Raw genomic sequence first — 25688 nt, 5'->3', positions numbered from 1 at the left:
GTCTGAGGAGCACAAAACGCATGCAGTGTCGGCCAGGGGGATGTCCCGGGTTCTGTTGAATTTCTGAAGAGGTCGGCGTTGCCCACCTTGAGCCGGTAGGCTCGGGGTGCTGATTCCACAAAGGAGAGCAACGCCATGACGAGAGATATCACACCGGCTGGTTGGCCGGCGACCGGGGCTGTGGAGAAATCATTTGCGGAAGTGCGAGCGAGCTTCGATCGGTTCTGCCTTGCGGCAGGAATCGAGGCGCTCGGCACGATGATGGAGGCGGATGTGACAGCGGCCTGCGGGCCGCGCCACGGTCGTGATGCGGCGCGGCGGGCGCACCGTTGGGGCCGAACGCGGGGGCGGATCGGTTTCCACGGCGGCAAGATCGAGGTCGATCGCCCGCGGGTCCGGGGCATGGACGGCCGCGAGGTCACGATCCCGAGCTGGGAAACGGCGGCGCAGGAGGACTGGCTCGGTCGCTGGGCGATGAACCTGATGCTGATCAATGTGTCGACGCGCCGGTTCGGCCGCGCCGTCCGGCTGCCCGAGGGTGACGTGCCGGCACCGCCCGGATCGGGGATTTCGAAGTCGGCGGCCTCGCGGAGGTTCGTGGCTCTGTCGGCGGCGCGGCTGGCCGACTTCATGGCTGCCGATCTGTCCGCGCTCGACCTTCTGGTGGTCCAAATCGACGGGCTGCATCTCGACGACGATCTCGTGCTGGTGGCCGCGATCGGGGTTGACGGCGAAGGCAACAAGCATCCGCTGGCGCTGGTGGAAGGGGCGACCGAGAATGCAGCAACGGTTCAGGCCCTGCTGGACAACCTGGTCTCGCGCGGGCTCGACCCGACGGTGCCAAGACTGTTCATCGCCGACGGCGCGAAGGCGTTGTCGAAGGCGATCCGCCGCACCTTCGGTTCGGCCGCTGCGATCCAGCGCTGCCAGATCCACAAGGCGCGCAACATCATGGAACGCCTGCCGAAAGAGCATCATGCGGCCACCCGCCGGGTGCTGCGCCAGGCCTGGGAGCTCGATGACGCCGACAAGGCTGAAAAATTGATCCGCAATCTCGCGCGTCGACTCGACCAGCAATGGCCCGGCGTTGCGGCCAGTATCCTCGAAGGCCTCGACGAAATCCTGACTGTCGTCCGGTTGAAGTTGCCGAAGGAGCTTCGCCGATCGCTCGCCTGTACCAATATCGCCGAGAACATGATGGGCACCATTCGCCGCGTCACGCGCAACGTTAAACGCTGGCGGGATGCCGGTATGGCCTTGCGATGGGTCGCGGCCGGTATGATCGAGGCCAACAAGGGCTTCCGACGATTGAAGGCGCATAAGCAATTGTCGGTTCTGCGTGCGGCCCTTCAAGCTCACCACGATCGCATGACAATCAAGTCCGTTGCCCACGTCACGAGGGCTGCGTAATATTCATTCCGGCAACGTCGACCCGACGTAGTTCAACAGCGATCGGGACATCCCCTCGGCCAGCTGTAGCGACCAATGTCCGGAATGTCATTGCGAATGGGAGGTATTTGTCGCGCCCGTTGCCAAATCACTCAAACAAGTCGCCTTAGGATTTCGGGAAGCGCGGACTACGCTGACCGTAGGATCGCGATAGATCAACCCGATGAGAACTTACCCGATCAGCTGTGGAGGCAACCGGGGATATCCATCATCATAGATCGCTAACCGGATCGGACGACAAATTGGATAATCTAAGCTTTTGCATCAAGAGCGATCGTCACGACCGTGCGGTCACCAGCCCACTTCTCGACGCAAGCCCGCAGCATCTTCAGCTTTTGATTTCGTCTACCCTGCATGTCCGGTTGGCGACGCGAACGTCTGAAACCCAACGATACAATGCGGCCATTCCACACACTGTGCTCCGACCTATGCGAGTTCACGATGAGCCGAGCAGGCCGCGCACCCTATTTTTGAACGGCACGCGGATTGCTGGGCAAGGAGCAAGGGGCTGCCGCGTCGAAAGCTCCTCGCGGCGAACCACCCTCGGAGTCCCAATGAGGCTTATCCGATTGATCCTGGTCGATCTGAGTTTGATGCTGCTTGCTCCGCAAAAAGCGGAAGCCATCAATATCGGCGCCGGCGCACATTTTAATTTCGGCTATCAACACTGTGGCGCCATTGGATTGCCAGCCGCGAGGCCGTATTGAACTGGCGCGATAGCCCACGCCTCCACAGCGAAACGACGGAAGCCATGCCATTTCAACGATTGGATAATCTCCGTGCGGCCAACCCGGCTACGAATTGCGCGACACTGGAACCCCACCTTACCTGTGTCATCGGCAAACGCGCGCGGGAGCGTTCGATTGCCGCGATGTTCGATGGCGCGGAGACGCATAAGATGCCGGCTGTCGTAACACCGTCAATCTGCAATCCAGCGACCACCTAGTGGCCTCCCCGGGGGCGGAGACCCCGCGCTGGAACCAAACAGACTGGATTGTCGGCGGCATGGTGATCATCTCCCTTGCGGCCATTCCGCCCGCGACCGTGATTGATCGCTACAGCAGAGGTGCAGGCAAGTGAGATACGCAAAACCTGGCCATATCGAAATCGCCTTCAACGGCTCTCTCGCAAGAGTCCCCCTAGATGCACAATTCAGCGTACCAGCTAAAGGTGTCACGGCAGTTTTCGGTCCCCCTGGGTGCGGCAAGACCACGCTCGCGCGCTGCATCGCCGGCTTTCAGCGCCTACCGAGCGGATTCTGCGCGATCGATGGCGAGATTTGGCAGGACGAGACCACGTTTCGGCCGCCCCATCTGCGTCCCGTCACGTATGTATTCCACCGACCGGTCCTTTTTTCCCATTTATCCGTCAAGCGTACCCTTTTGTATAACGCGAAACAATCCAAGCCAGCACTGATCGACTTTGATGGTGTTGTCGAATTGCTCGACTTGGCGTCACTGCTTGACAGTTCGCCATCACACCTTTCGGGCGCCGAGCGACAGCGGCTTGCCCTTGGCAGCGCGCTGTTGGCCCAACCCCGGCTACTTTTGCTGGATGACCCGCTCATTTTGCTCGACCGCCCCGCCAAGCGCGAGATTATGCCATTTCTCGAGCGCATACGTGAACAGCTCACGTTGCCGATGATCTATATCAGCCATGACATGGCTGACATCGAGCGCTTTGCTGATCATCTCATCATGATGAAAAATGGCGTTGTGACTGCGGTCGGTCCCCTGCATGCCATACAGAGCAATCCAGCGCTTGCCGTGCGCGGCGAAGCGGCGGTCTGCATCGACACCGTAGTCGGCGGCTATGACGGGCGCTACGGGCTGATCATCCTCCGCCTCCAAGGTGCGCGTCTGTTGATACCTGGACCGCCCTTGAGACCAGGCGCGCAGCTCCGGCTGCGCATCGCAGCCAGCGACGTCAGCATCGCGCGCGAGGCCCCGCGCGCAAGTTCCATGCTCAATATCTTTCCGGCACGCATCAAGGCCTCTCTGCCGTTCGACGAAGCTGAGGTCACGTTGGTTCTGGCTCTCGAAACTGGCCGTTCGGGCGCGCCACTTTTGGCCCGCATCACACGCCGCTCCTTTGATGAACTAGGCCTTAGCAATGGAACGGGCGTATTCGCCGAGGTCGCACGAGCCTTGCCGGCCGTGCTCCCCGAGCGGTTGCTCGTAACGCCTTCCACACCGGCAGGAGAAGCTCGACACGTAAGTGTCGACGCGAGAAACAAACAGAAATCGGACCACGGCCATGATCGGCAACCTTGAAGAAATCGATCCGAATGCTGTGGCTGCGATTTTCTACCGGCCGAAAGACGACGTCGATAGGTTGCTCGCCGATTTCGTTCAGGATCTTGCGCGGCAAGCCGTACGCGTCGACGGCATCGTCCAGCGTCGCTTCTGGCAACAAACGGTACGCACCTATGCTTGCAGTGGACGTTGCGACGGGGCAAGAGATCTCGATTTATCAGTCACTCGGCAGCGGAGCTACGTCCGGTAATCTCAATACGACTGGACTTGCCGAAGCCGCAGCTGTCGCTTCCCGGGCGCTTTGCGACAAGGTCGATCTCCTTGTGATCAGCACATTTTGCCAGACAAGAAGCCGTTGGCCACGGCCAGCGCGCCAAATTCACAGAGGCCATCACCCGCGGTGTGCCACACTTGACGGCCGTTCCAAGAGCATGTCTTGCTGATTGGCAAACTTTCACTGGGGACATTGGTAGGTTGCTACTAGTGTCGAGGAATGGTGGCGCGATATCTCCATCCCGCCAGCGCGCCGCCCGGGCGTTAGTCGCGGCTGCGGCCATTTGGGCGCTATGATACCGGACAGCTTGATGACGTATGTGTGTAGTTCGGATATGTTGACCCCGAAATTACCCGTCGGGCTACTTCGCCGACAACGAAAGCAAGCTTAGCTCCGGCGTCCGCCCAACATTGTGAGCCACCGTGATGCTCTGTGAACGTGCTGATTGCGGACCCTGATCGGCAAGAAGCCGCACTTCGACAAGCTGCGCGCGTGCTTTACCCGGTCGACGCTAGCATCACCCCCTCAGTCGGTTTTGCAGTGCCTGTCGATCGAAGACGGATCGTCGATTCAGGTCCGATTGCCGTCTTTGCTGCAGTCCTCGAACCCGGACCGTGCACTGGCTGCGGATCTTCGGAACCGCGGCAACCCAATCGCCACATAGCATGGCCCTAACCGATACTCCAACGCGAACATCGCGCATCCGCAAAGCATGATTGAAAGCGAGTGTGAGATTCAATCGAAACATGGATCAAATGCACGCAGCCACGTCACTAGTTGGCGTCGTCTCAGCAATCGGGTCTTGAGAACGGATGGCATATAGCTTGCTTCACCGGTGAGGCACGATCACCATAAAACAAACTCGTGAGGACAGCATGCTTGGAATTGGAAACCAGTTGCCGCCGTTCGAAGTCACAGGCGTGAAGCCCGGCTTTCAAGCGCAAGAAGAAGAAGGACAGAGTGCGTTCGAGACGCTGACAGAAACAAGCTTTCCAGAAAAGTGGAAGATCATCTTCTTTTATCCCAAGGACTTTACGTTCGTCTGCCCAACCGAAATCGCCGAGTTTGGCCGGCTGTCCAAGGAATTCGCCAACCGCGATGCGATCGTACTGGGCGGTTCAACCGACAACGAGTTCTGCAAGCTCGCCTGGCGACGCTCACATGTCGACCTTCACAACCTACCGATCTGGCAGTTTGCCGACACAAAGGGGGCCCTGGTCGATGGCCTTGGCGTGCGTTCACCCGAGGGTGTCGCCTATCGCTACACCTTTATCGTTGACCCCGACAACACAATCCAACACGTCTATGCGACTAATCTCAATGTCGGGCGCAGCCCCAAGGACACACTCCGCGTTCTGGACGCGCTGCAAACCGACGAGCTCTGTCCCTGCAACCGCGAAGTCGGCGGCAAAACCCTGAAGGTTGCATGAGGCCCCATGTCGTCGATCGAGCAATTGCACGAGAAGATTCCCGATTGTGCCAAGGACGTCAGGCTCAATCTGACGTCCTTGGTGGCCGATGAGACGCTCTCGCCGCAGCGACAATATGGCTTGATGCTCGCGACCGCGATTGCCACCCGCAATGCGGCCCTTATTGCCGCGATGGAATCGGCTGCGGCCGCCGTGATGACGCCTGAGGCAATCGCCGCCGTGAAATCCGCCGCTTCTGTGATGGCAATGAACAACGTTTACTACCGCTTCGTTCACCTTGTCTCCAACACCATGCAACCACGGCTGCGCATGAACGTGATCGGCAATCCCGGAGCGGACAAGTCCGACTTCGAGCTCTGGTCGTTGGCGGTCTCAGCTATAAACGGCTGCGGTGCCTGTATTGACGCCCACGAGAAGACGCTGCGGGCCGCTGGCGTAAGTTCCGAAGCCATCCAGACCGCCGTGCGCTTTGCCGCGATCGTGCAGTCAGTGGCAGTTGCTATCGAGGCCGCAGGGTCTACTCCCCCTTAGGCGACCGGCTGATTCCTCCTTTTCCACCGGTTCGACACCGTTGTGGCGCAGTTCAGTGGCGCCACAACCATTCCTACGCGCATCCCGAGTGATCGTGATATCCTGATGCAATGTCTGTCTTGTGGGGTGTCCTCTCGAGGTGCGCGCCTCGGTTCGAACTTGAACCCGTGCAGAGAGGCGGAATGCGCAACTGTGACGGCGAGATCCTCCTTTACATGGCGATCATACTGCTACGTTCGTTCACTTTCAGCCAAACTTGAACAACACCCCATATCCGCCGCGCGGATGGCTCCATTGGATGTCGCCGGTGGGCTCGGCGATCACGCGGCAGGTGCCGCACTCGATGCAACCGTCGACGGTTACCTCAACCTGTCCATTGTCGTTGAGTTCGTAGCATCGTGCGGGGCAGACTTTCAAGAGCGCAAGCAGTTCCGCCGACGGCGTTGTGTGCGCGCGTACCTTGACGTGGGGCTGACCGATGTCGACAAGATATCGGTTGTAATACAGCTTGTCTTCGACGCGCACCGAGGGCTCGACATTCATGCTTTGACCTTCCATTGCTGAACCTCACATTATTGGCGGTCAGCGCCAGGCCCGGGCAAAGCGAGACGCATCGCCGATCAGGCCCCTCCATGACCGCGCCTTGACAAAGGATTTCAGGGTCGCCTTCTCCTTCTCAAGCTTCGGCGTCCCATCGACGCGCACAAAGTTCTGCATCGCCTTGGAGATGAGCTGCGGATAGGTAAGAAAGAAGTTTTGCGAATGGGTGTGCATCAGCATGGGCAAGTCCTTGTACTTCTTGAGATCCTTGATCACGAAGGAATCGGCTAGCATCTTCCTGTAGAGCGACAGATTTTTCGCCGTCATGGGCTCGCGGCGCGACTTCATCTCGGCGATTGCTTCCGCCGCGATGCGGCCTGAGGTCATCGCAAGATTGGAACCCTCACGATGAATGGCGTTGTTGAGCTGCGCCGCGTCCCCCACCACTACCCACCCATCACCGTAGAGCTGCGGGATTGCCTTGTAGCCGCCTTCGGGAATGAGATGAGCCGCATACTCCTTGATTTCAGAACCTGCGATCAGCGGTGCCACGGACGGATGCTGCTTGAAATGATCGAGCATGCCGTATGGTGTCTGGCCGGTGCGCTGGAAATCGGCGACGAGACAGCCGATGCCGACCGAAATGCATTCCTTGTTGGCATAGACGAAACCCATTCCAGTCATGCCGCGAGAAATGGTTCCGGCCGCCTCGATCACGACGCCCTCATCGCCCTTAAGATTGAAACGCGCCTCGATGGTTTCGCGAGGCAAAAAGTGCATTTCCTTCACCGCGAGCGCGACGTTATCGGGTGTCGGCCGCGCGCGCAGGCCAGCGCGCGTCCCGAGCAGTCCATTGACACCCTCGGCCAGCACGACAACGTCGGCATGTATTTCGCCGCCGCCGCGATCTGTACGAACTCCCACAACCCTCTCACGGTCGTCTCGCACGAGCTCGGTGACTGTCGTCTCGCACAACACGGTCGCCCCGGCCTCCCGCACCTTCGACGAGAACCACTTGTCAAACGGCGCGCGTATGATCGTGTAGCGGTTCGGCCGCTCCTCGTTGAAGTCATCCGAGCGGTAGTGCATGCCGACGTGGGAGCGATCGTCCAGTAGCCAGAACCGCTGTTCGACCAGATGACGTTCGAGCGGCGCTTCCTCGCGAAAGTCGGGGATCAGCCTCTCCATCATATCCGCATAGAGGATCGCGCCCTGCACATTCTTCGATCCGGGGTACTCGCCCCGCTCGAGCTGCAGCACCTGCAGGCCGCACTTGGCCATGGTCAAGGCCGCTGCATTGCCTGCCATACCCGCTCCGACCACGATCGCGTCGAACCTCTCCTCAATCATCATCGTCTCCTCTAGACTGCGATCCGAGCACGGGAATTCGGCAAAAGCCGCGCCCGAAACGCAGCTGTCAGCGCCGGTAGCAGATGCAGCGCGTCACTGACGATCGCGACATGGGCGAAGTCGAAGATCGGCGCGTTCTTGTCGGTATTGATGGCGACGATCAGATCCGCCCCCTCCACACCGACCCTGTGCTGGATCGCGCCGGAAATTCCGGCAGCAATATAGAGCTTTGGCCGGATGGTCTTGCCGGTTTGGCCGATCTGCCGGTCAGACGTAACCCATCCTTTTTGCACCAGAGGACGCGAGCAGCCATACTCGGCGCCAAGCAGAGTTGCGAGCTCGCGCACCAGCCGAAAATTGTCAGGCGCCCCCAGCCCCAAGCCGCCGGCAACCACGACATCGGCGTAGGCCAGATTGGACGTTTCCGAATCGCGATCGGGGATGAAGGAGAGCACTTTCGTGACGATATCGTCTTCAACGAGGCCAAGTGGGTGGATAATGATACGAGCGGCATCGCGTACCACACGCTCTGGCATCGGCATGACGCGTGGGCGAACGGTTGCCATCTGCGGACGATAATTCAAGGTATAGATCGTGCAGAGCAGCGAGCCGCCAAAGGTCGGACGCGTCGCTGCAAGCGAACCATCGGTGTCGACGTCGAGCGCGGTACAGTCGGCAGTGAGCCCTGTCGACAAGGTCGTCGCCACGGAACCTGCAAGATCGCGACCGAGTGTCGTCGCACCCAATAGCAGAATCTCCGGCTTGTAGGTGTTGACGAGTTCGGTTAGCGCTTTGGTATAGGACTCGTTGCGATAATCTGACAGGACATTGTCACTCACGAGATAAGCCAGATCTGCGCCATAGCAAAAGGATTCAAGCGCGGCGTTACGCGTGGGCTGTCCCTCCGGGCCGATAACGACCGCAGCTAGATTCACCTTCAGCCTGTCGGCGAGCCTGCGCCCCGCACCCATCAGCTCCCAGGAAACCGGGTGCACTTGGCCGCGCTCCTGCTCGACGAAGACCCAGACATGCCTATATGCTTTAAAGTGCTCGGGCAGTTCCTTTTTCGCTGCCGCTCGGCCGCCAGCCGCCAGCGTGCTCGTTTTTATGACATTGCTCATGCTCTAGATCCTCTCAAAATAACGCGCGCACGCACCACGGGATTGCTTTCTACTTCGCTCAACGGAAGATCACTTTTGGTCAGTGCCTGACCGGCCGCTCGCCCGTCTCGTCCGTTCGGCGCGCCCCACCACGCGGCGAGACGCGCCGCCGCGGTAGACGTAGCGGACGGGCCAGACTTCGTAGAGATGCTCGACCTTGGTTCCTTGCGCGCTCCCTTCGACGAGCGCCACCGCGGCGGCCAGGCCGCCGCGGTCAATCTGACCGGCGGCTGCCAGCCTTGGGTCAGTCAGTCCGGTGATCGCGCAATACCGGCGTCTCGCTTTCGGCCCCGCGCTCCGCGTTGACTGTGACGGCCAGAGGGATCTGGCCACCGCTCCTGACACGCAATCCCAGCCCCGCCTCCGGCGCCGACAACTCATAAGAGCCGACGTTGGCCCCGTTTCTTGACGCATCTTGCCATCGGCCATGGAGCGGATGGGGATCTGCGCATGACCGGAGGCCTGCGCGATGCGGACGACCATGTGCATACCCGCTCCGGGCGTAGCGTGGACGGGTGACTTACCCATTGACCACCATCTCGCGGTCCATGCCGGCTTCGGTCGCGTCAAAGGCTATTTCGAACGGCATTGGCGTGAGCCATAAGATCATGCCGCAGCGCTCGGCGGACAGTAGAAGCGATGTCATAGGTCCTCCTTCAAATCTCATCTCGGACGGCCACCATCTGTCGGCATCGAAGACGGGATCGGCGGGATCGGCAGGACAACAGCAAGTGTCGTACCAGTCGAAAGAACCATGGAATTTCGCGCGAAAGCAACGTCTTGGAAGACACTTAAAATGGCCCCTGACACCACGGGCACGAGCAGCAGCTCAGACATGGGTCGGGAATACGACAGCGCGGCTCGCGTCAGGCTGCAGAGGGGTTGATTTGAATGAAGACGAAGGCTGTACAAGACACCGTCACCCGGCCAGGTGGGACAAACCACACCGCAGTGGAGCACGAAATCACTTCAGCGCGCTCAACGGGACAAACGCCAACGACTTGTTAGGGTCTGCGACGGCTTCCTTTAAGACCTTGAACACTCGCTGCTCGATCGGTGACGATGCCACGAAATCGGCATAGGCTTGCTCCAGCATCGCTTTGCACCGAGCTCTGATCTCCGGCTCTGCGGCACCGGCGAACTGCTCCTTGGCAAAATATTGTCCCATGCGCTTTAGGATATGAAGGCGCGCAACATTGACGATTTTCGGCTCGTAATCGACGCCTAGCAGCGAAAAGAACTCTTCCGCCGACGAGGCCTTGCTGAGCCGATCCAGGATCCCGGCTGGCGAGCATGAGTTGCTCATTGCAAAAATCTCCCTTGGGTTAGTTCGTCGACGTTCGACGAGTTGTGGCAGCACCCACGATCCTGCTGCAGGCCTTAGCTCGCGCGGCTGCTCTCCACGGCCAAAGCCTGGCCCTGGAAAGCTGCGTCCACAATACCGCGGCCCACGGGCTCGCCGGTGACGACTCAGCACCGATGAAAAGACGCCTCACCTTGCTTGTTGCCATGCCCAATTCGAACTCGACTGCAGAGCGCCGGGATACACGACCTGTCGCGGAGCGCTTGGGCGCGGCATCGCCTTGGATACATGATGGGCTCGCGTTGTAGTGGCGCTAGCCAGCCCCCCCCCTCTCCGAACCGCCAAATCCGGACGAGGCGTTCGAAGATTCCTGTGGCAACTCAGATGGGCCAGTCGCCGCGGACAACCGGGCGAGCCGCCTGCAACAGAAAGTCGCGCCGGCGCTCGGCCAACCGGCTCTCGCCGCTTTCCTCGCCGAAGCAGAGGCTAAAGTCGTTACATTGCGTACAGACGGGCGTCGTGCACATTACGAGGCCTTCATCCTCGCACAGCGTGCGGTAGAAAAAGCGCTTCCAGCGCATATTGTTGATATTGCGCGCGGCGAGCGGCGCGAAGTGGCGGCTGAGCAGCCGAGAGAGTTCGGCACGATTGCGTAATCCCAAGCCTTCCCACAGGTGGTCCGGCTCAATGGCGCGGCGCGCGATCATCGCGGCCAGCCAGCGACCGATATGTCCTTCCGTCGAGCGCTGCTTGAGCAAAAGATCGCGCACCATTGCGATCTCGTCGCTCTCATCGCACTCGACCGACAGGAGCCGCTCCACGAGCTTGACCCCTACCGAGGGAAAGTACCGCTCCAGCAAGGCCGCTAGCTCGTGGCCGGACAGGCCCGCCTTCTCGGGAAGAGGGCCACCATCCATCGAGGCAATCGCTAGAATAGACGCCAGGACATGGCAATCGAAATTACTGTCAGTGGCAATGTCGGCATCTTCAGGAGGCACACCGGTGAGTAGACGGTAGGTTGCAATTGCTCTGTGCATCCGGCTGCTCGCATCAACGGCACAAGCAGCCACAAAAGGAAGAAAGTGCGCTTCGGACATGAATCGATGGATTCCACGATCTGGTTTGCCCTGCCCCATCCTGATCTTGGTCACGGTCGTTCGTCAGAATGCCGGTCTCCCGGATGGGTAGGTGAGGAGACCGGCATCCGTCGCGCGCCTTCACAAGGCCGCGACTCGCAACCTTTACGAGGCCGCGAGCTCGGCGGCGGTCTTGCCGACGATGGATTCGTCGACAGGCTTCATAATACCATGCTCCATCAGCATGTCCTCGAGCTCGTCCATGGAGATCGGGGTCGGAATGATGCCCTTGCCGCCATTGTTGTGAACCTTTTTCGCGAGATTGCGATAATGATCGGCCTGCTGCGACTCAGGCGCATACTCCAGCACCGTCATGCGGCGTAACTCGGCATGCTGCACCACATTGTCGCGCGGCACGAAGTAGATCAGCTGAGTGCCTAGCTTCTTGGCCAGAGCCTCCGCCAGTGCCAGCTCCTTATCGGTTTGCCGCTCGTTGCAGATCAGGCCGCCCAGCCGCACGCCACCGGAATTGGCGTATTTCAGGATGCCCTTGGAGATGTTGTTTGCGGCATACATCGCCATCATTTCCCCGGACATGACGATGTAGATCTCCTGGGCCTTGTTCTCGCGGATTGGCATCGCAAAGCCTCCGCAAACGACGTCCCCGAGCACGTCGTAAGAAACGTAGTCAATGTTCTCATAGGCGCCGTTTTCCTCCAGGAAGTTGATCGAGGTGATGACGCCGCGGCCGGCGCAGCCGACCCCTGGCTCAGGACCGCCGGACTCCACGCAGCGGATGTCCCTGTAGCCGACCTTCATCACGTCCTCGAGCTCGAGGTCCTCCACGCTGCCGGCGCTCGCTGCAAGGCTCAAAATCGTGTCCTGCGCCTTGGCATGCAGGATCAGGCGGGTCGAATCCGCCTTCGGGTCGCACCCTACGATCAAGATTTTCTGACCCATCTCGGCCAGCGCCGCCAGCGTGTTCTGTGAAGTGGTCGACTTGCCGATACCACCCTTTCCGTAGAACGCGATTTGTCTCAGTGAAGACATGTTGCTCTCCATCAACCGATTTGCCAAAGTTCCGCGCTTCGTACGCGCCAGCTTGTTCTCGTTCAGAAACGGGGCACACGGGTTCAAGGGAAGGAGCGCATCGCTCGTCTTAAGCGTCGGCGTGCACTCAGCCCTCACTCAGTGTTGCTACCGCTCATTAGCAACCACCATGCCAACGCCTGTCCGCGCACATTAAGCTTCTGATTACGTTTTGAAAAACGCCAGCGAGCCGATGCGTGATCCTGGCTGTTTCGGACCTGACAGGATCTGCGCAGCTGTCAGGAAACCAACAAGTGGCCAGAACCAATCAATCGGAAAAGCCGGTCTGGCGCGCTTGTCCGATGCATCATGTGTGGAACGGATCTTGCTACTCTTCTTGCAAGCCCCTTGTCGGCCAAGCCCCTTGTCGGCGATCGGAGGAGAGTGAGGATACAGGTTGGCGGCGAAACCTTGCAGGTAGTCTTTCGCCGGTGGTGTTCGATCTGCCGCGCGACCTGTAATTCAATGCAGCATGAACCAGATCGGGGCGCACGAGCTTACCGCCCAAGACGCCTTTTAAGCGTCACCCATGGGTTGACGCCAAATGCACTCCTGCTCGGTACCTTCTTTCCGAGACCGAAAGGAGCTCATCGATGAGTTAGCGGCTCAATTTCAGAATGTCCGGATCTTGGTCGTTTGCAAACGCTCGAGGAGGCCAAGTCGGTCGGCGGCATGAGCCGCGGCAGGTGGTAAAGCCGCTGACCTTGGAGATGGTTCTCAAAAAAGGTCGAATGCACTCTGGAACGCGGCGGTCGCCGGCCCGATCGTTCAGCGCAGCGTACCTACATAAGGAGCAGGCCATGGCGACAATTATCTTTTATCAAAAACCCGGCTGCGACACCAATGCGTATCAGATGCAGGCGCTGAAGGCCGCTGGCCATGACGTGATAGCCAAGAACATCTTGAAGGAGCGATGGACCGCCGAGGATTTACGCCTCTTCTACGGCAATAAGCCGATCGCATCCTGGTTCAACCGAGTCGCGCCTCGTATCAAGTCGGGCGATATCAATCCCGACGAAATCGACGCGGCGAGCGCGCTCGCGTTGATGCTGCGCGATCCGCTCCTGATCCGACGCCCGCTGATCAACGCCGACGGTGCAAGATACGCCGGATTCGATGACGAGCCCGTATTGTCGATGCTTGGCCAGAAGACGCAAGATGATCTCGAGAGATGTCCGCACGAGGGAAAGGCCCCAGGCTGTCTCCAGATGTAATGAGATGATGAATGCTATCGTGCGGAAAGTGACGCGAAGAGCGAAGTTGTCGCCCTCCGAATCCTCAGGGACTGCCGACACGCTTTTCGCCGACAAGCAAGTGTGAGTGGCTCGTCTGTAACACAGCGGAGCCCATGTTGCGCTCCGTGTTAACACAACTCTTTCGCGCTCACGGAGTGTAAGAGGCCGCTGCAGCTAGACCGCCTCCATCGCCCCATGACTCATCTGGCTTGGATCAGATCGATAAGATGATAACCAGTTCCTAGTAGAGTTCGGCTCAGACAGAATATTGAGCCGAATATCGATGAACAGGCGCCACGACGCTTCACGGCCGTGGTGCTTACGCAACTTGGCTGCTTAATTGCGCTACGGCCGTAGCCATTTTGATCGGCATCAAATCCTTCTCCATCCGCGATGTGTGACAGAGGTTCTCGCGCGACTCTTCGCGCGGACTTGGAATGGAGAACTTGATGAAAGCAAGAACCCTTCTGACGACGGCATCGCTGCTCACGCTCGCGACCTCGTTCAGTTCCGTCAGCATCTCGGTACAGGCTGCAGATCTGGCGCCGGCACCGGTCTATTACAAATCGCCCCCGATCGCCCCCTTCAATCCGTGGATGATCCGCCTGCGCGTGCTCGGCGTCTTGCCGGACAGCGCAGGCGGCTCGGTCAGCGTCGCGGGAGCCCCGCCGCTGTCGTCACCAAGCTCCGGCCTGTCGATCAGCGATCGAGTGATACCGGAGCTCGACATCACCTATTTCTTCACAAAAAACATTGCCGCCGAACTCATTCTCGGCGTGGCCAGCCATCACATCAGCGGTAGCGGCACGCTCAACGGGCTCGATGTTGGAAAGGCCTGGCTATTGCCTCCGACACTGACGCTGCAATATCACTTCACCGACTCGGGCCGCTCAAGCCCTATATCGGCGCGGGCATCAACTACACCGCATTCTTCAACCAATCAGCAGCCAATACGCCGCTCGCGGGGCTTGCGGTGGCGGATGTACGCATCAGCAACCAGTTTGGCGCCGCGGTCCAATTCGGCTTCGATTACATGCTTGACCGTCACTGGGGCCTCAACTTCGACGTGAAGAAGTTGTGGCTGCGGCCGGATTACTCGGCGACCGTAAACAATGCGATAGCCGTCACTGGCCGCGCCAATATCGACCCATGGCTCGTCAGCGGCGGAATCACGTACAAGTTATGACGATAGCACAAGCTCCAGGGAAGAGATCGGCTTGTTCAGATGCGAGCGCGACGGCGAGTTTAAGGTGCACCGTCTCGCCAGCGCCGGACTGCACGCGCAACAATGCTCGCTCTGTGAGCTACGAATTGATGGCATGAAGTGGCGGAACGCCTGCATCACTAATAGTGATCGACTAGATTCAGCTCCCTGCCTCCTTGCACGCTGCAGAGTGCCAGCCGCTTATCAAGGGGATGTCCCGGGTTCTGTTGAATTTCTGAAGAGGTCGGCGTTGCCCACCTTGAGCCGGTAGGCTCGGGGTGCTGATTCCACAAAGGAGAGCAACGCCATGACGAGAGATATCACACCGGCTGGTTGGCCGGCGACCGGGGCTGTGGAGAAATCATTTGCGGAAGTGCGAGCGAGCTTCGATCGGTTCTGCCTTGCGGCAGGAATCGAGGCGCTCGGCACGATGATGGAGGCGGATGTGACAGCGGCCTGCGGGCCGCGCCACGGTCGTGATGCGGCGCGGCGGGCGCACCGTTGGGGCCGAACGCGGGGGCGGATCGGTTTCCACGGCGGCAAGATCGAGGTCGATCGCCCGCGGGTCCGGGGCATGGACGGCCGCGAGGTCACGATCCCGAGCTGGGAAACGGCGGCGCAGGAGGACTGGCTCGGTCGCTGGGCGATGAACCTGATGCTGATCAATGTGTCGACGCGCCGGTTCGGCCGCGCCGTCCGGCTGCCCGAGGGTGACGTGCCGGCACCGCCCGGATCGGGGATTTCGAAGTCGGCGGCCTCGCGGAGGTTCGTGGCTCTGTCGGCGGCGCGGCTGGCCGACTTCATGGCTGCCGATCTGTCCGCGCTCGACCTTCTGGTGGTCCAAATCGACGGGCTGCATCTCGACGACGATCTCGTGCTGGTGGCCGCGATCGGGGTTGACGGCGAAGGCAACAAGCATCCGCTGGCGCTGGTGGAAGGGGCGACCGAGAATGCAGCAACGGTTCAGGCCCTGCTGGACAACCTGGTCTCGCGCGGGCTCGACCCGACGGTGCCAAGACTGTTCATCGCCGACGGCGCGAAGGCGTTGTCGAAGGCGATCCGCCGCACCTTCGGTTCGGCCGCTGCGATCCAGCGCTGCCAGATCCACAAGGCGCGCAACATCATGGAACGCCTGCCGAAAGAGCATCATGCGGCCACCCGCCGGGTGCTGCGCCAGGCCTGGGAGCTCGATGACGCCGACAAGGCTGAAAAATTGATCCGCAATCTCGCGCGTCGACTCGACCAGCAATGGCCCGGCGTTGCGGCCAGTATCCTCGAAGGCCTCGACGAAATCCTGACTGTCGTCCGGTTGAAGTTGCCGAAGGAGCTTCGCCGATCGCTCGCCTGTACCAATATCGCCGAGAACATGATGGGCACCATTCGCCGCGTCACGCGCAACGTTAAACGCTGGCGGGATGCCGGTATGGCCTTGCGATGGGTCGCGGCCGGTATGATCGAGGCCAACAAGGGCTTCCGACGATTGAAGGCGCATAAGCAATTGTCGGTTCTGCGTGCGGCCCTTCAAGCTCACCACGATCGCATGACAATCAAGTCCGTTGCCCACGTCACGAGGGCTGCGTAATATTCATTCCGGCAACGTCGACCCGACGTAGTTCAACAGCGATCGGGACATCCCCCTTATCAAAGGCGGCAATTCAAATCGGTTGTCGCTCTGGGATAGACCGCGCTACAAAGGGGTGACGCTCGGGCCTCATCGGACTCGATCAAGCGCACTACTCTGACCGATCCGTCTCTCACCGAACATTTTTGAATCCAAGGCCACAGCGACAAGGTCAATGGCCTCCTGTTGCGCACCTCCTTGAGGCGTGAGGGCACCCAGTCACCTTAAGAACGATCGTACAGCTCAACGACCCCAGTCTTTGAACAGAAAGCCGTGCATTCCCGATAGCCCGGACCAAGCGGCGCTAAGCGAAGCCTCTAGTGTCCTGAACCAGAAGTTCGCGACATCGGGTCGTGTTTTGCCGGGGGCATTGTACCGGCAGAAGCGTTCGATGGAAGCAAGGATGTCATCGGCAGATTTGGTCCATCGGAAACGGCGTTGTGTCGGCCGATGAACGAAGTGATGTCAGCCCTGAGAGCGGCGACGCTGCGATAGATGCTGCGCCTGATCTTCTTATCGGTGAGGAGCGCGAAGAAGCGCTCGACCTGGTTGAGCCATGACGAACTGGTCGGGGTCAGGTGCACGTGCCACCGCGGCCGTTTAGCCAGCCATTTTCGGATCAAGGGGGTCTTGTGCGTGGCGTAATTGTCCATGACGAGATGGACGTCCGGTTCACGTGGCACGGCAGCTTCGATCTCGTCGAGGAACTTGCGGAACTCAGCAGCACGGTGGCGTCCATAGCACTTGCCGATGACCCGTCCGCTAGCAATGTCGAGGGCGGCGAACAGCGATGTGGTGCCGTGCCTCGTGTAGTCATGGCTTCTTCGGGCCGGCTGGCCGGGACGCATCGGCAGCATCGGCTGACTGCAGTCCAGCGCCTGGATTTGGGACTTCTCATGCACACATAGAACGATGGCGTGCTCCGGTGGCGAGACGTAGAGGCCCACAACGTCGCGCACTTTGGCCACGAAGTTCGGATCGGTCGAGAGCTTGAACATCTCCATCCGGTGCGGCTGGAGCCCAAAGGCCCGCCAGATGCGTTGCACCGTCGACACTGATAGGCCGCTGGCCTTCGCCATGTCGCGAGAACTCCAATGGGTGGCGTTCTCGGGGCAACTCTCCAACGTCCTCACGATCACGGCTTCGATGCGGGCATCGTCAACCGTACTTGGCGCCCCGGAGCGCGGCTCGTCATGCAGCCCGTCCACGCGCCGCTCCACAAAACGCCGCCGCCACTTGCCTACCGTCGATCGGTCCAAGCCCAGCTTGGCCGCGACGTCCTTGTTCTGACCGCCCTCCGCGCAGGTCAGCACGATCCGGGCTCTCAGAGCCAGCGCCTGCGCTGTCTTCCGCTGCATCGTCGGCGACTTCAGTTCGGCATGCTCTTCATCGCTCAATGTCAGGGGCGCAAGTTGCTGGACCGCCATCAGATCCTCCGTCGCTGCTACAGCTCCATCCTTGGGACGGCGACGCGAATCTACTGCGAATCTACGATTGCGAACTTTGTGAATCAGGACATTAGCTTCGCTTGAGCACCATCACAAGACGGTCCACACGTTTGCCTTGTACGAGATGAGAATTTACGATTTCGTCCACGTCCTCGGGCGTGGTCGCGCGGTACCAGACTCCGTCGGGATAGACGACCATCAAAGGGCCTGAGTTACAAAAGCCGAGGCAGCCCGCCACCGTGAAGCCGACATCGTTCAGACCTTGCGATTCGATCGCCTTGCCCATCCTATCCCACAGGGCTTGCGCGCCCGAGGCGCCGCAGCTGCCGTGCGGATGATTCGGCGGACGCTGCGTATGGCAGGCAAAGACATGATACCTGTAAAGTTGAGGAAGCTCGAATTCGGTTTCTGCGTTCATGCGCCTATCCTGAAATCAAGGGGATCATCTGAAAAGCGGCAACGCCGGAGTACTTGCCGCACAATCTATTCTTCAGTTGAACGCCGGATCGATCAATTGAAGCAGCTGACTCGTGCTCGCGAAAGCAGCCGAAGCGAGCGGACATCATCGTGCTTGTTAATCGTGCTTGTTATCGGAAAATCCGCGAGCAGATACCTCCGCGTCTGACCGCCCTCCTTGATCAATTTCAACGCCTTCTCCCAAATCGCGACCGTTTCTGCTCACGCATCATTTGCTCAACCATCCAACATGTTCAAGCAACTTCCACGCCAATGCGCAACGCTCGTTTCCGCAACGATCCCTTGCCCGCCTCCGGCGCCACTGACACTCATTGCCGCGGTTACGACAATGTCGTTCTCTCCTGTTCCGGACATGACAAACGTCGCATCATGTTCAACGCTTCACCTTTCCGCAGTCCGCTCCTGCGATTGGACGGAAGATACTCGCTCGGTCTGTTCAGACCTTGCACGGTCATTTCGCGGAATGAGCCGCGATCGTCGTGATCTGCGTCCCGTCTATCGAGGAGCGCGTATGGCGATCGGCCCAGTGAAGAGAGCGCTCTGCCCAGCGGAGTCGGCTAATTGCATCGTTCGACCGCGAACCAAAGAACTTCCTAAGCGCCGCGCACGTGCCGCTGCTCATCCCGCGTTTTCGTCAAAGATAGCGCCCAATTGCGACGGGGTCCGAGCGAGGCACAGGTGATCACCGAGCTTACGTTTGAGGCGACAGAGCTGGCCTGCCGCAATCCTGATTGGCAGCAGCGGCAAGACCGCCCACACAACGATGTCGGCTTGCCTCAACCGCTTCGAGCGCTTCAACTCGAGATTCGCTCGCCGCATCTTGCGGAACGATGAGAATGACCACGCGCACGTGCTCGTTAATGCATTTGACCTGGAGCGATGCCGTCAGTGGATTAAGGTGACGAAATTCGCCATGGGCGTCGGATGTACAGGGGGTTGGCATTGCAATTGCAGCGCAGACACGAACGCCGGCGGCGCCCGCGGACATCCGATCGTTCGGCGTGCGTTGCGCGCTGCGTGTCCCGCGAACATCGGATACAGGATCGTCATTTCTCTGCTCAAACGGTCCTGTCAGTCTAGGTCTCCCCATTCTTCCAGCCCAGACGGTGCCCTCGGTGGGCTTGCAGCCGCCGAGGGCATTTCTTTCTCGAACCTATTGTCATCCACCGGCAGCCAGAAGCGGTTCTTGCATGCCAGGTCCATTTGGTGAGTTAGCGCCAGAGCCCTTCCTTCGTGCCACGGAGATCGCCGGGTGCATGACCGGGATCCGGATGCGTGCCACTGAACTTGCGGGTTCAAAACGTTCTGCTCTTACAAGTTCAAAAAGCGACGACACGCACCTGCGCCAACGCTCACAAGGCTTTATCCGGCGCCAAACGCCTAAGGCAACTCGAGCAATAGCTAAGCGATGCAGCTGTTAATCGGGGTGGATCATAACATCAATGGTTTCGCCGCTGTCCTCGAATAGGTCGGCACGCCGATCATCCGCCAGCAGCTTGACGCCGCATAGGCAGACGTCACCATCTATCACGGTGAGTGCGACCGGCTCAAGCGCTTGTCCGTTGCAGGGCCCATCGTGCATGTTTCGCGGGATCGTGAGCACGGATTTCAGGGGATCGTGAGCAGAGATTTCAGACGATCGTGAGCACGGATTTCGCGGGATCGTGAGCAGCTTTTCAGCAACTCAGCCCGCTTCGGCCGACAACTCAACCGGCTTAGGAACTGCCTCGTCAGTGAACGAGGAAGGCCGATGCCCACCCAGAGATTGTCGATGCGCCGGATCAAAGAGGTTCTCCGCTTAAAACATGTTCAAGGCTTGCCGGAGCGAGCCATCGCGCGCACCTTGGGCATCAGCAACGGCGCCGTGCACAGCTATCTACGCCGAGCCGGGGCTGCCGGGCTGAACTGGCCGTTGCCGGCCGGAATGAGCGACGAGGACCTGGAGCTGCTGCTTTTCCCGGCGCCGAGGCCTGCGTCGCAGAGCCCCCAGCGGGCCGTTCCCGACTGGGGCTATGTCGACAAGGAGCTGCGCCGACGCAACGTGACCCGTCGGCTGCTGTGGGACGAGTATCGCGCCACCCATCCCGATGGCTTCGGCTACACCTGGTTCTGCACGACGTACGAGGCCTGGAAGGGGCGAGCCCGGCCTTCGATGCGGCAGACGCATCTGGGCGGCGAGAAGGTTTTCGTGGATTTCGCCGGCGACACCATCGACGTCATCGATCCCTCAAACGGGGAAGTGCAGTCGATGAAGCTGTTCGTCGCGGCGATGGGCGCCTCCAACTATACCTATGCCGAGGCCTGTCCAAGCGAGGGGCTCGCCGACTGGATCCGGGTCCACATCAATCTTTTCGCCTTCCTCGGCGGCGTGCCGACATTCGTAGTCTGCGACAATCTCAAGGCCGCCGTCACCAATCCCGACCGCCACGATCCCGGCCTCAACCGAACCTATGCCGAGATGGCGAGCCATTACGGCACGGCCATTCTCGCAGCCCGGCCGCGGCGCCCAAAAGATAAGGCAAAGGTCGAAGTTGCGGTGCAAGTCGCCCAGCGATGGATTCTGGCGCGGCTGCGCAACCAACGCTTCTTTTCGTTGGCGGAGCTGAACGCAGCCATCAAAACACTCGTCGTCGAACTCAATGCAAGGCAGATGCGCGACTTTGGCGCCAGTCGCGCCGAACTGTTCGCCGAGCTCGACAAGCCCAAGCTTACAAAGCTGCCGGACCAGGCTTACGCTTTCGCACGCTGGAAGCGATGCCGGATCGGCCCCGACTATCATATCGAGATCGATGGACACTGGTATTCCGCGCCGTATCGGCTCATCCGTGAGCTTGTCGACGCACGCATCGATGACAGAACGGTCGAGATCTTCCACAACGGCCGCAGGATCGCCAGCCACGCCCGCGCGCCCAACCGGCGGGGCCACACCACCATCGCCGACCATATGCCCAGCGCCCATCGGCGCTACGGTCAATGGACGCCCGCCGGAGTGATCGTCGCCGGCGAGCGGATCGGTCCGTCGACCGCCGCCTTCTTCCAGGCCGTGATCGCGGCCCGGCCGCATCCCGAGCAAGGCTTTCGCACCTGCCTCGGCATTCTGTCACTGGTCAAAAGCTACAGCGCGGAGCGCGTCGAAGCGGCCTGCCGGCGCGGCATTCTGATCAAGGCGCGATCCGTCGCCTCGATCCGCTCCATCCTCCAGAACGGTCTGGATCGTACCTTTCTCGACGAGCCCTCCGAACACCAACCCCTGCGCCACGGCAACATCCGCGGCCGCGATTATTTTCACTGAAGCCAAGGAGACCTGTATGCTCAACCATCCCACCCACGAACGCCTGATCGAGCTCGGCTTGAGCGGCATGGCCAAGGCCTTCGAGGAGCAGCGACGATCGCCTGATCTCGAAGCCTTGCCGTTCGAAGATCGCATCGGCCTGCTGGTCGACCGGGAAGCGGCGGAACGCGACACCAGGCGGCTCACCACGCGCCTCAAGCTGGCCTCGCTCCGCCAGAATGCCTGCGTGGAGGACGTCGATTTGCGCACGCCGCGGGGTATCGACCGGGCCGTCTTCGCCAAGCTCGCCAGCGGCGACTGGATCGATCGCCACGAGAATTTGCTCATAACCGGGGCGACCGGATTGGGCAAAAGTTGGTTAGCCTGTGCCCTCGGCCACAAGGCCTGCCGAGATAATCGCTCGGTCCTCTATCACCGCGTCCCAAGATTGTTCGAAGCGTTGGGGCTCGCGCGGGGCGATGGACGTTATGCCCGCTTGCTCAAAACCCTTGGCCGCGCCCAGGTTCTGATTTTGGATGATTGGGGATTGTCGGTGCTCACCGCTGCCGAGCGGCGCGATCTACTGGAAATCCTTGACGATCGCCATGGCCGCTCCTCCACCATCGTAACCAGCCAACTCCCTGTGGACACATGGCACGAAGTTATCGGAGATCCCACGCTAGGCGACGCGATTCTGGATCGCCTCGTCCACAACGCTCACCGCCTCCAGCTTGCTGGCGAAAGCATGCGAAAACGCAACGCCAAAACCATCACCCTTGACGAGCAGCCAGAACGCTGACCCTATCACCGCCTCGGCCGGAGCGAGGCTGCTCACGATCGTCTGAATTCGGCGCTCATGATCGCGCGAAATCGCTGCTCACGATCACTGAAATATGCAGCCCATCGAATGCATACCCCAGTGTCGACCTCGAATCTCGCACCATGCCGTCCGCATCTGAGAATGGAGCGATCTGGAGAGAAAAACTCGCCGGAGCCGATGTTGAGCCAGGCACTGTCATGCGGACAACGGTTGACATACCCGAAATAATCGTTCCCGAAAGTGCGCACCACAATAATTAGAAGCGGCCGGCACTCGCCGCTAGCATCGATCCGCGCGCGACAGGCTAAAGCCCTTGGCGCCAGTCCGCTCGATAGCATCAGCGGGACATACGGCGAATACCTCGATCTGATCGCTCAGCAGGTTGCCGATTATACCTTCGCTCATTCCCGCCTCGTGGTTTCCTGCTTGAAGGTTTCGATCGCGGTCCGCGTCAGTCGAAAAACACCACGACCACGAGCGATCGGGCGATAGCTTGAGCTGGCACGGGCGTTAAGGACCTCAAACCATTAGTTCGGCGTGAGCTTCGCCGGGCGCTCGCTGATTTGCACCACCCTCCCGTTCGGAGCGAAGCGGACGTGAACAATGACCTGTTGCGAGTTCACAGTAAGCGTAGCGCCGAGGCCCGTCTGATTGTTTGTGCGGAGTCTTGAGAGCACCGTTAGAAGAGTCATCTTCTGGAAGGGTGCTCACAATGGACGACCATTCTGACGACATAAGACGACCGTTGTCACCGCGTATTGAAGTGTTCGCTGGCGCAGGTCGAAAGCGCTGGCCGGATGATTTGAAGGCGCAGATTGCGGCGGAAAGCCTCGAACCGGGGGCGGTTGTAACAGACGTCGCTCGTCGCCATGGCTGCCGGCCCCAGCAGGTGCATGATTGGCGGCGCCGGGCGCGTTTGGGCCAGTTGGTATTGCCGGCGTCGGCGGACACGCTGTCGTTCGTGCCGGTGGTGTCGGAATTAGCGTTGCCTGCGGCCGCAGAGCCCTCCGGTTCGCCGGAAGCAGCCATTGTTACGGTTGAGTTCCAGGGCGCGCGCGTGGAGGTGCGCGGGGCGCCTGGCCTTGCTGCGTTGAGCGATGTGTTCATTGCGCTGCGACGGACACGTTCATGCTGACGATGCCGGCGAGCCTCATGATCTACGTGGCGACGCAACCTGTGGACTTCAGGAAGGGTGCAGAGGGCTTGGCGCTGCTGGCGAAGGATACGCTGGGCCATGACCCGATGAAGGGCGTGGCGGTGGTGTTCCGTGCGAAGCGCGCCGATCGGGTGAAGATCGTCGTCTGGGATGGCAGCGGCCTTGTGATGTACTGGAAGCGGCTCGATGGCAGCGGCTTCAAATGGCCACCCATCGTGGCCGGTGTGATGCGGATGAATGGGGCCCAGCTGTCAGCACTGCTGGCCGGCATGGATTGGACGCGCATGCACGCGCCTCGGATCCCGCAGCCGAAAGCGCTTGCGTAAAAATGCAAATCATCGCTGCATCGTGACGCGAAGCATGGCAAGCTCGGGCCAATGAGTGATTTGCCTGATGAGCTACCGAGCGATCCAGCCGAGTTGCGTGCCTTTGCCGCGGCTCTGCTGGATCGCTGCGCCCGGCTCGAGCGGTTGCTCAAGCTTGCGAAAGATGCGCAGTTCGGTCGGTCCTCGGAAAAGCTGGACGCTGATCAGCTGCAGCTTGTTCTGGAGGATATCGATCAGGCCGTTGCGGCTCTCGAAGCCGCCGAGAATCGTGCCAATCCCAAAACAGGCGAGAAGAGAGCTGCCGCGCGCAGAGCCAACCGTGGTCAGCTGCCGGAGCATTTGCCGCGCGTCATCGAGACTATGATGCCGGCCGAGAGCTGCTGCCCGTCTTGTAAGGGCAACCTCTTCGAGATTGGTCAGGATGAGAGCCAGAGGCTCGACGTCGTTCCGGCGCAGTATCGCGTCATCATCACCCGCCGTCCCAAGCTGGCCTGCCGCGCCTGTCATGGCGTCGTCCTGCAGCACGCGGCTCCCGAGCGATTGATCAGGGGAGGATTGCCCACCGAGCGGCTGGTCGCGCATGTGATCGATGCCAAGTATCACTGGCATTTGCCGCTTTACCGCCAGGCGCAGATGCTGGCGACGCACGGAATAGCGCTGGATCGTTCCACGCTCGCCTTCTGGGTCGGCTATGCCGCCCAGGAATTGAAGCCCGTGTGGCATCGTCTGCGCCAGCTTCTGCTCGCCTCCTCGAAGCTCTGTGTCGATGAGACCCCGGCGCCGGTGCTGGATCCGGGGCGCGGCAGAACAAAAACCGGCTACTTCTGGGCGCTGTCACGCGATGACAGGCCTTGGGCCGGACCTGATCCGCCTGGGGTAGTCTATGCCTATGCACCGGGCCGCGGCGCCGTTCATGGCTTGCGGCTGCTGGAGGGCTATCGCGGCATCATCCACTGCGACGGCTATCAGGCTTACAAGACCATGACCCGAGAGACGCGTGCGGACGCCCTGTCCGGGACGCTCGCCTTCTGCTGGTCGCATCTGCGGCGCCAGTTTGTGAAGATCGAGCGGGAGGCTGCGCCTGCGCCAGCTCCGGTTGCCCGCGAGGCTCTTGAGCGCATCGCCCAGCTTTACGCGGTCGAGAAGGCCCTCCGCGGCCGATCTGCGGACGAGCGCCGTGCTGGCCGACAAGCGCATACCCGGCCTCTGGTTGCAGCCTTGAAGCAGTGGTTTGAGGCCAAGCTCGATCACCTTGCGCAGAAGAGCGACACGGCGAAGGCTTTGCGCTATGCACTACGTCATTGGGACGGCCTGACGCTCTATCTTGATGATGGGCGCATCGAAATGGACACGAATGCTGTCGAGCGTGCGATGCGACCGATCAAGCTCAACGCCAAGAACTCTCTTTTTGCCGGTTGCGACGAAGGCGCCGGGAATTGGGCATTGCTGGCTTCGCTCATTGAGACCTGTAAGCTCAATGGCGTCAGTGCCGAGCACTGGCTCGCTGACGTTCTCGCCAAGCTCGTCAATGGTTGGCCTGCAGCGCGACTGGACGAACTGCTTCCCTGGGCGTCGACCTATACGATGCATACACGCGATCCGAGGCTGGCGGCATGAGCCTGAACACGACCGCGGTCCGGATCAAGGTGACCCTCAAGGATGTGAAGCCGGAG

General features: G+C 60.3%; 25 protein-coding genes and 2 pseudogenes (1 of these 27 running past the window's edge). 17 read left to right on the top strand and 10 right to left on the bottom strand.

What is annotated here, in order from left to right:
* Window positions 1–135: 135 nt before the first annotated feature.
* From HAP41_RS08045 to ahpD, 8 genes are all read left to right on the top strand, one after another.
* Window positions 136–1410, top strand: coding sequence for an IS256 family transposase (locus HAP41_RS08045; RefSeq protein WP_166064748.1), 1275 nt, complete (start codon window positions 136–138; stop codon window positions 1408–1410).
* A 608-nt stretch (window positions 1411–2018) separates the two neighbouring features.
* Window positions 2019–2156 (top strand): hypothetical protein, encoded by a 138-nt coding sequence (locus HAP41_RS08040; RefSeq protein WP_166103741.1) that lies wholly within the window; start codon window positions 2019–2021, stop codon window positions 2154–2156.
* A 369-nt stretch (window positions 2157–2525) separates the two neighbouring features.
* Window positions 2526–3722, top strand: coding sequence for a molybdenum ABC transporter ATP-binding protein (modC, locus tag HAP41_RS08035; RefSeq protein WP_166103744.1), 1197 nt, complete (start codon window positions 2526–2528; stop codon window positions 3720–3722).
* Window positions 3706–3954, top strand: coding sequence for a DUF2478 domain-containing protein (locus tag HAP41_RS51015; RefSeq protein ID WP_256478605.1), 249 nt, complete (start codon window positions 3706–3708; stop codon window positions 3952–3954). The genes modC and HAP41_RS51015 overlap by 17 nt, the downstream gene beginning before the upstream one ends.
* Complete coding sequence (locus HAP41_RS51010; protein WP_256478601.1) at window positions 3878–4147, top strand: DUF2478 domain-containing protein; 270 nt, start codon at window positions 3878–3880, stop codon at window positions 4145–4147. The genes HAP41_RS51015 and HAP41_RS51010 overlap by 77 nt, the downstream gene beginning before the upstream one ends.
* The gene (locus HAP41_RS08025) at window positions 4107–4274 is read left to right on the top strand and encodes a hypothetical protein (protein WP_414643366.1); all 168 of its coding nucleotides are present in this window, start codon (window positions 4107–4109) and stop codon (window positions 4272–4274) included. The genes HAP41_RS51010 and HAP41_RS08025 overlap by 41 nt, the downstream gene beginning before the upstream one ends.
* 579 nt (window positions 4275–4853) lie before the next feature.
* Complete coding sequence (locus tag HAP41_RS08020) at window positions 4854–5408, top strand: peroxiredoxin (RefSeq protein WP_166103747.1); 555 nt, start codon at window positions 4854–4856, stop codon at window positions 5406–5408.
* A gap of 6 nt (window positions 5409–5414) precedes the next feature.
* On the top strand, window positions 5415–5939 hold the full coding sequence (ahpD, locus tag HAP41_RS08015; RefSeq protein ID WP_166103750.1) for an alkylhydroperoxidase, AhpD family: 525 nt from the start codon (window positions 5415–5417) through the stop codon (window positions 5937–5939).
* Between the two features lie 246 nt (window positions 5940–6185).
* Here the strand turns inward: ahpD and HAP41_RS08010 are convergent, their stop codons facing one another.
* From HAP41_RS08010 to nifH, 7 genes are all read right to left on the bottom strand, one after another.
* Window positions 6186–6482, bottom strand: a complete 297-nt coding sequence (locus HAP41_RS08010) for a ferredoxin family protein (RefSeq protein ID WP_166103753.1) — start codon at window positions 6480–6482, stop codon at window positions 6186–6188.
* Between the two features lie 39 nt (window positions 6483–6521).
* On the bottom strand, window positions 6522–7829 hold the full coding sequence (locus HAP41_RS08005; protein ID WP_166103756.1) for an FAD-dependent oxidoreductase: 1308 nt from the start codon (window positions 7827–7829) through the stop codon (window positions 6522–6524).
* An 11-nt stretch (window positions 7830–7840) separates the two neighbouring features.
* Complete coding sequence (locus tag HAP41_RS08000) at window positions 7841–8950, bottom strand: electron transfer flavoprotein subunit alpha/FixB family protein (RefSeq protein ID WP_166103759.1); 1110 nt, start codon at window positions 8948–8950, stop codon at window positions 7841–7843.
* Window positions 8951–9509: 559 nt separating this feature from the next.
* Window positions 9510–9635 carry a hypothetical protein gene (locus HAP41_RS49990; RefSeq protein WP_256375202.1) on the bottom strand — a complete coding sequence of 42 codons (126 nt, stop codon included), beginning with the start codon at window positions 9633–9635 and terminating at the stop codon, window positions 9510–9512.
* Between the two features lie 318 nt (window positions 9636–9953).
* Window positions 9954–10295, bottom strand: coding sequence for a nitrogenase stabilizing/protective protein NifW (nifW, locus tag HAP41_RS07995; protein ID WP_166103762.1), 342 nt, complete (start codon window positions 10293–10295; stop codon window positions 9954–9956).
* A 377-nt stretch (window positions 10296–10672) separates the two neighbouring features.
* On the bottom strand, window positions 10673–11389 hold the full coding sequence (locus HAP41_RS07990; RefSeq protein WP_414643292.1) for a nitrogen fixation protein NifQ: 717 nt from the start codon (window positions 11387–11389) through the stop codon (window positions 10673–10675).
* 144 nt (window positions 11390–11533) lie between these two features.
* Window positions 11534–12418 (bottom strand): nitrogenase iron protein, encoded by an 885-nt coding sequence (gene nifH, locus HAP41_RS07985; protein ID WP_166106146.1) that lies wholly within the window; start codon window positions 12416–12418, stop codon window positions 11534–11536.
* 839 nt (window positions 12419–13257) lie between these two features.
* On the opposite strand from nifH, the gene HAP41_RS07980 reads away from it, so the two are divergent.
* The 3 genes and pseudogenes from HAP41_RS07980 (at window position 13258) to HAP41_RS07970 (ending at window position 16478) form a co-directional block, all read left to right on the top strand.
* A complete protein-coding gene (locus tag HAP41_RS07980) occupies window positions 13258–13671 on the top strand; it encodes an ArsC/Spx/MgsR family protein (RefSeq protein WP_166103765.1) in 414 nt (137 codons plus the stop codon).
* 617 nt (window positions 13672–14288) lie between these two features.
* A pseudogene (locus HAP41_RS07975) lies at window positions 14289–14878 on the top strand (OmpW/AlkL family protein).
* A gap of 325 nt (window positions 14879–15203) precedes the next feature.
* Window positions 15204–16478 carry an IS256 family transposase gene (locus HAP41_RS07970; protein ID WP_166064748.1) on the top strand — a complete coding sequence of 425 codons (1275 nt, stop codon included), beginning with the start codon at window positions 15204–15206 and terminating at the stop codon, window positions 16476–16478.
* Between the two features lie 417 nt (window positions 16479–16895).
* Here the strand turns inward: HAP41_RS07970 and HAP41_RS07965 are convergent.
* Both HAP41_RS07965 and HAP41_RS07960 read right to left on the bottom strand, forming a co-directional pair.
* A pseudogene (locus tag HAP41_RS07965) lies at window positions 16896–17944 on the bottom strand (IS630 family transposase); the annotation flags it as partial.
* A 91-nt stretch (window positions 17945–18035) separates the two neighbouring features.
* Window positions 18036–18383, bottom strand: coding sequence for a (2Fe-2S) ferredoxin domain-containing protein (locus HAP41_RS07960; protein WP_166103768.1), 348 nt, complete (start codon window positions 18381–18383; stop codon window positions 18036–18038).
* 1809 nt (window positions 18384–20192) lie between these two features.
* Here HAP41_RS07960 and istA point away from each other — a divergent pair.
* Both istA and istB read left to right on the top strand, forming a co-directional pair.
* On the top strand, window positions 20193–21734 hold the full coding sequence (gene istA / locus HAP41_RS07955) for an IS21 family transposase (protein WP_166065845.1): 1542 nt from the start codon (window positions 20193–20195) through the stop codon (window positions 21732–21734).
* 16 nt (window positions 21735–21750) lie between these two features.
* Window positions 21751–22512, top strand: a complete 762-nt coding sequence (gene istB / locus HAP41_RS07950; RefSeq protein ID WP_166063422.1) for an IS21-like element helper ATPase IstB — start codon at window positions 21751–21753, stop codon at window positions 22510–22512.
* Window positions 22513–22544: 32 nt separating this feature from the next.
* Here istB and HAP41_RS07945 read toward each other — a convergent pair whose 3' ends face one another.
* The gene (locus tag HAP41_RS07945; protein ID WP_224580920.1) at window positions 22545–22871 is read right to left on the bottom strand and encodes a Rieske (2Fe-2S) protein; all 327 of its coding nucleotides are present in this window, start codon (window positions 22869–22871) and stop codon (window positions 22545–22547) included.
* 374 nt (window positions 22872–23245) lie between these two features.
* On the opposite strand from HAP41_RS07945, the gene tnpA reads away from it, so the two are divergent.
* The 4 genes in view from tnpA to HAP41_RS07920 are tightly spaced (at most 51 nt apart) and all read left to right on the top strand, a layout consistent with a single transcriptional unit that may run on beyond the window.
* Window positions 23246–23668, top strand: coding sequence for an IS66-like element accessory protein TnpA (gene tnpA / locus HAP41_RS07935; protein WP_166055731.1), 423 nt, complete (start codon window positions 23246–23248; stop codon window positions 23666–23668).
* The gene (tnpB, locus tag HAP41_RS07930) at window positions 23662–24015 is read left to right on the top strand and encodes an IS66 family insertion sequence element accessory protein TnpB (RefSeq protein ID WP_166065968.1); all 354 of its coding nucleotides are present in this window, start codon (window positions 23662–23664) and stop codon (window positions 24013–24015) included. Before tnpA ends, tnpB begins: the two co-directional genes overlap by 7 nt.
* Before the next feature lie 51 nt (window positions 24016–24066).
* Window positions 24067–25632 carry an IS66 family transposase gene (tnpC, locus tag HAP41_RS07925; RefSeq protein ID WP_166055670.1) on the top strand — a complete coding sequence of 522 codons (1566 nt, stop codon included), beginning with the start codon at window positions 24067–24069 and terminating at the stop codon, window positions 25630–25632.
* Window positions 25629–25688 carry the start of a plasmid pRiA4b ORF-3 family protein gene (locus HAP41_RS07920; protein WP_166055583.1) on the top strand. The gene runs 543 nt beyond the window's last position, so the window shows 60 of its 603 coding nt (coding positions 1–60); the start codon lies at window positions 25629–25631; the stop codon falls past the right edge of the window. Before tnpC ends, HAP41_RS07920 begins: the two co-directional genes overlap by 4 nt.

Origin of the sequence: Bradyrhizobium barranii subsp. apii, assembly GCF_011516635.5 — a bacterium.
Taxonomy (GTDB): Bacteria; Pseudomonadota; Alphaproteobacteria; order Rhizobiales; family Xanthobacteraceae; genus Bradyrhizobium; species Bradyrhizobium barranii.
This window is presented reverse-complemented; position numbering and strand designations above follow the sequence as displayed.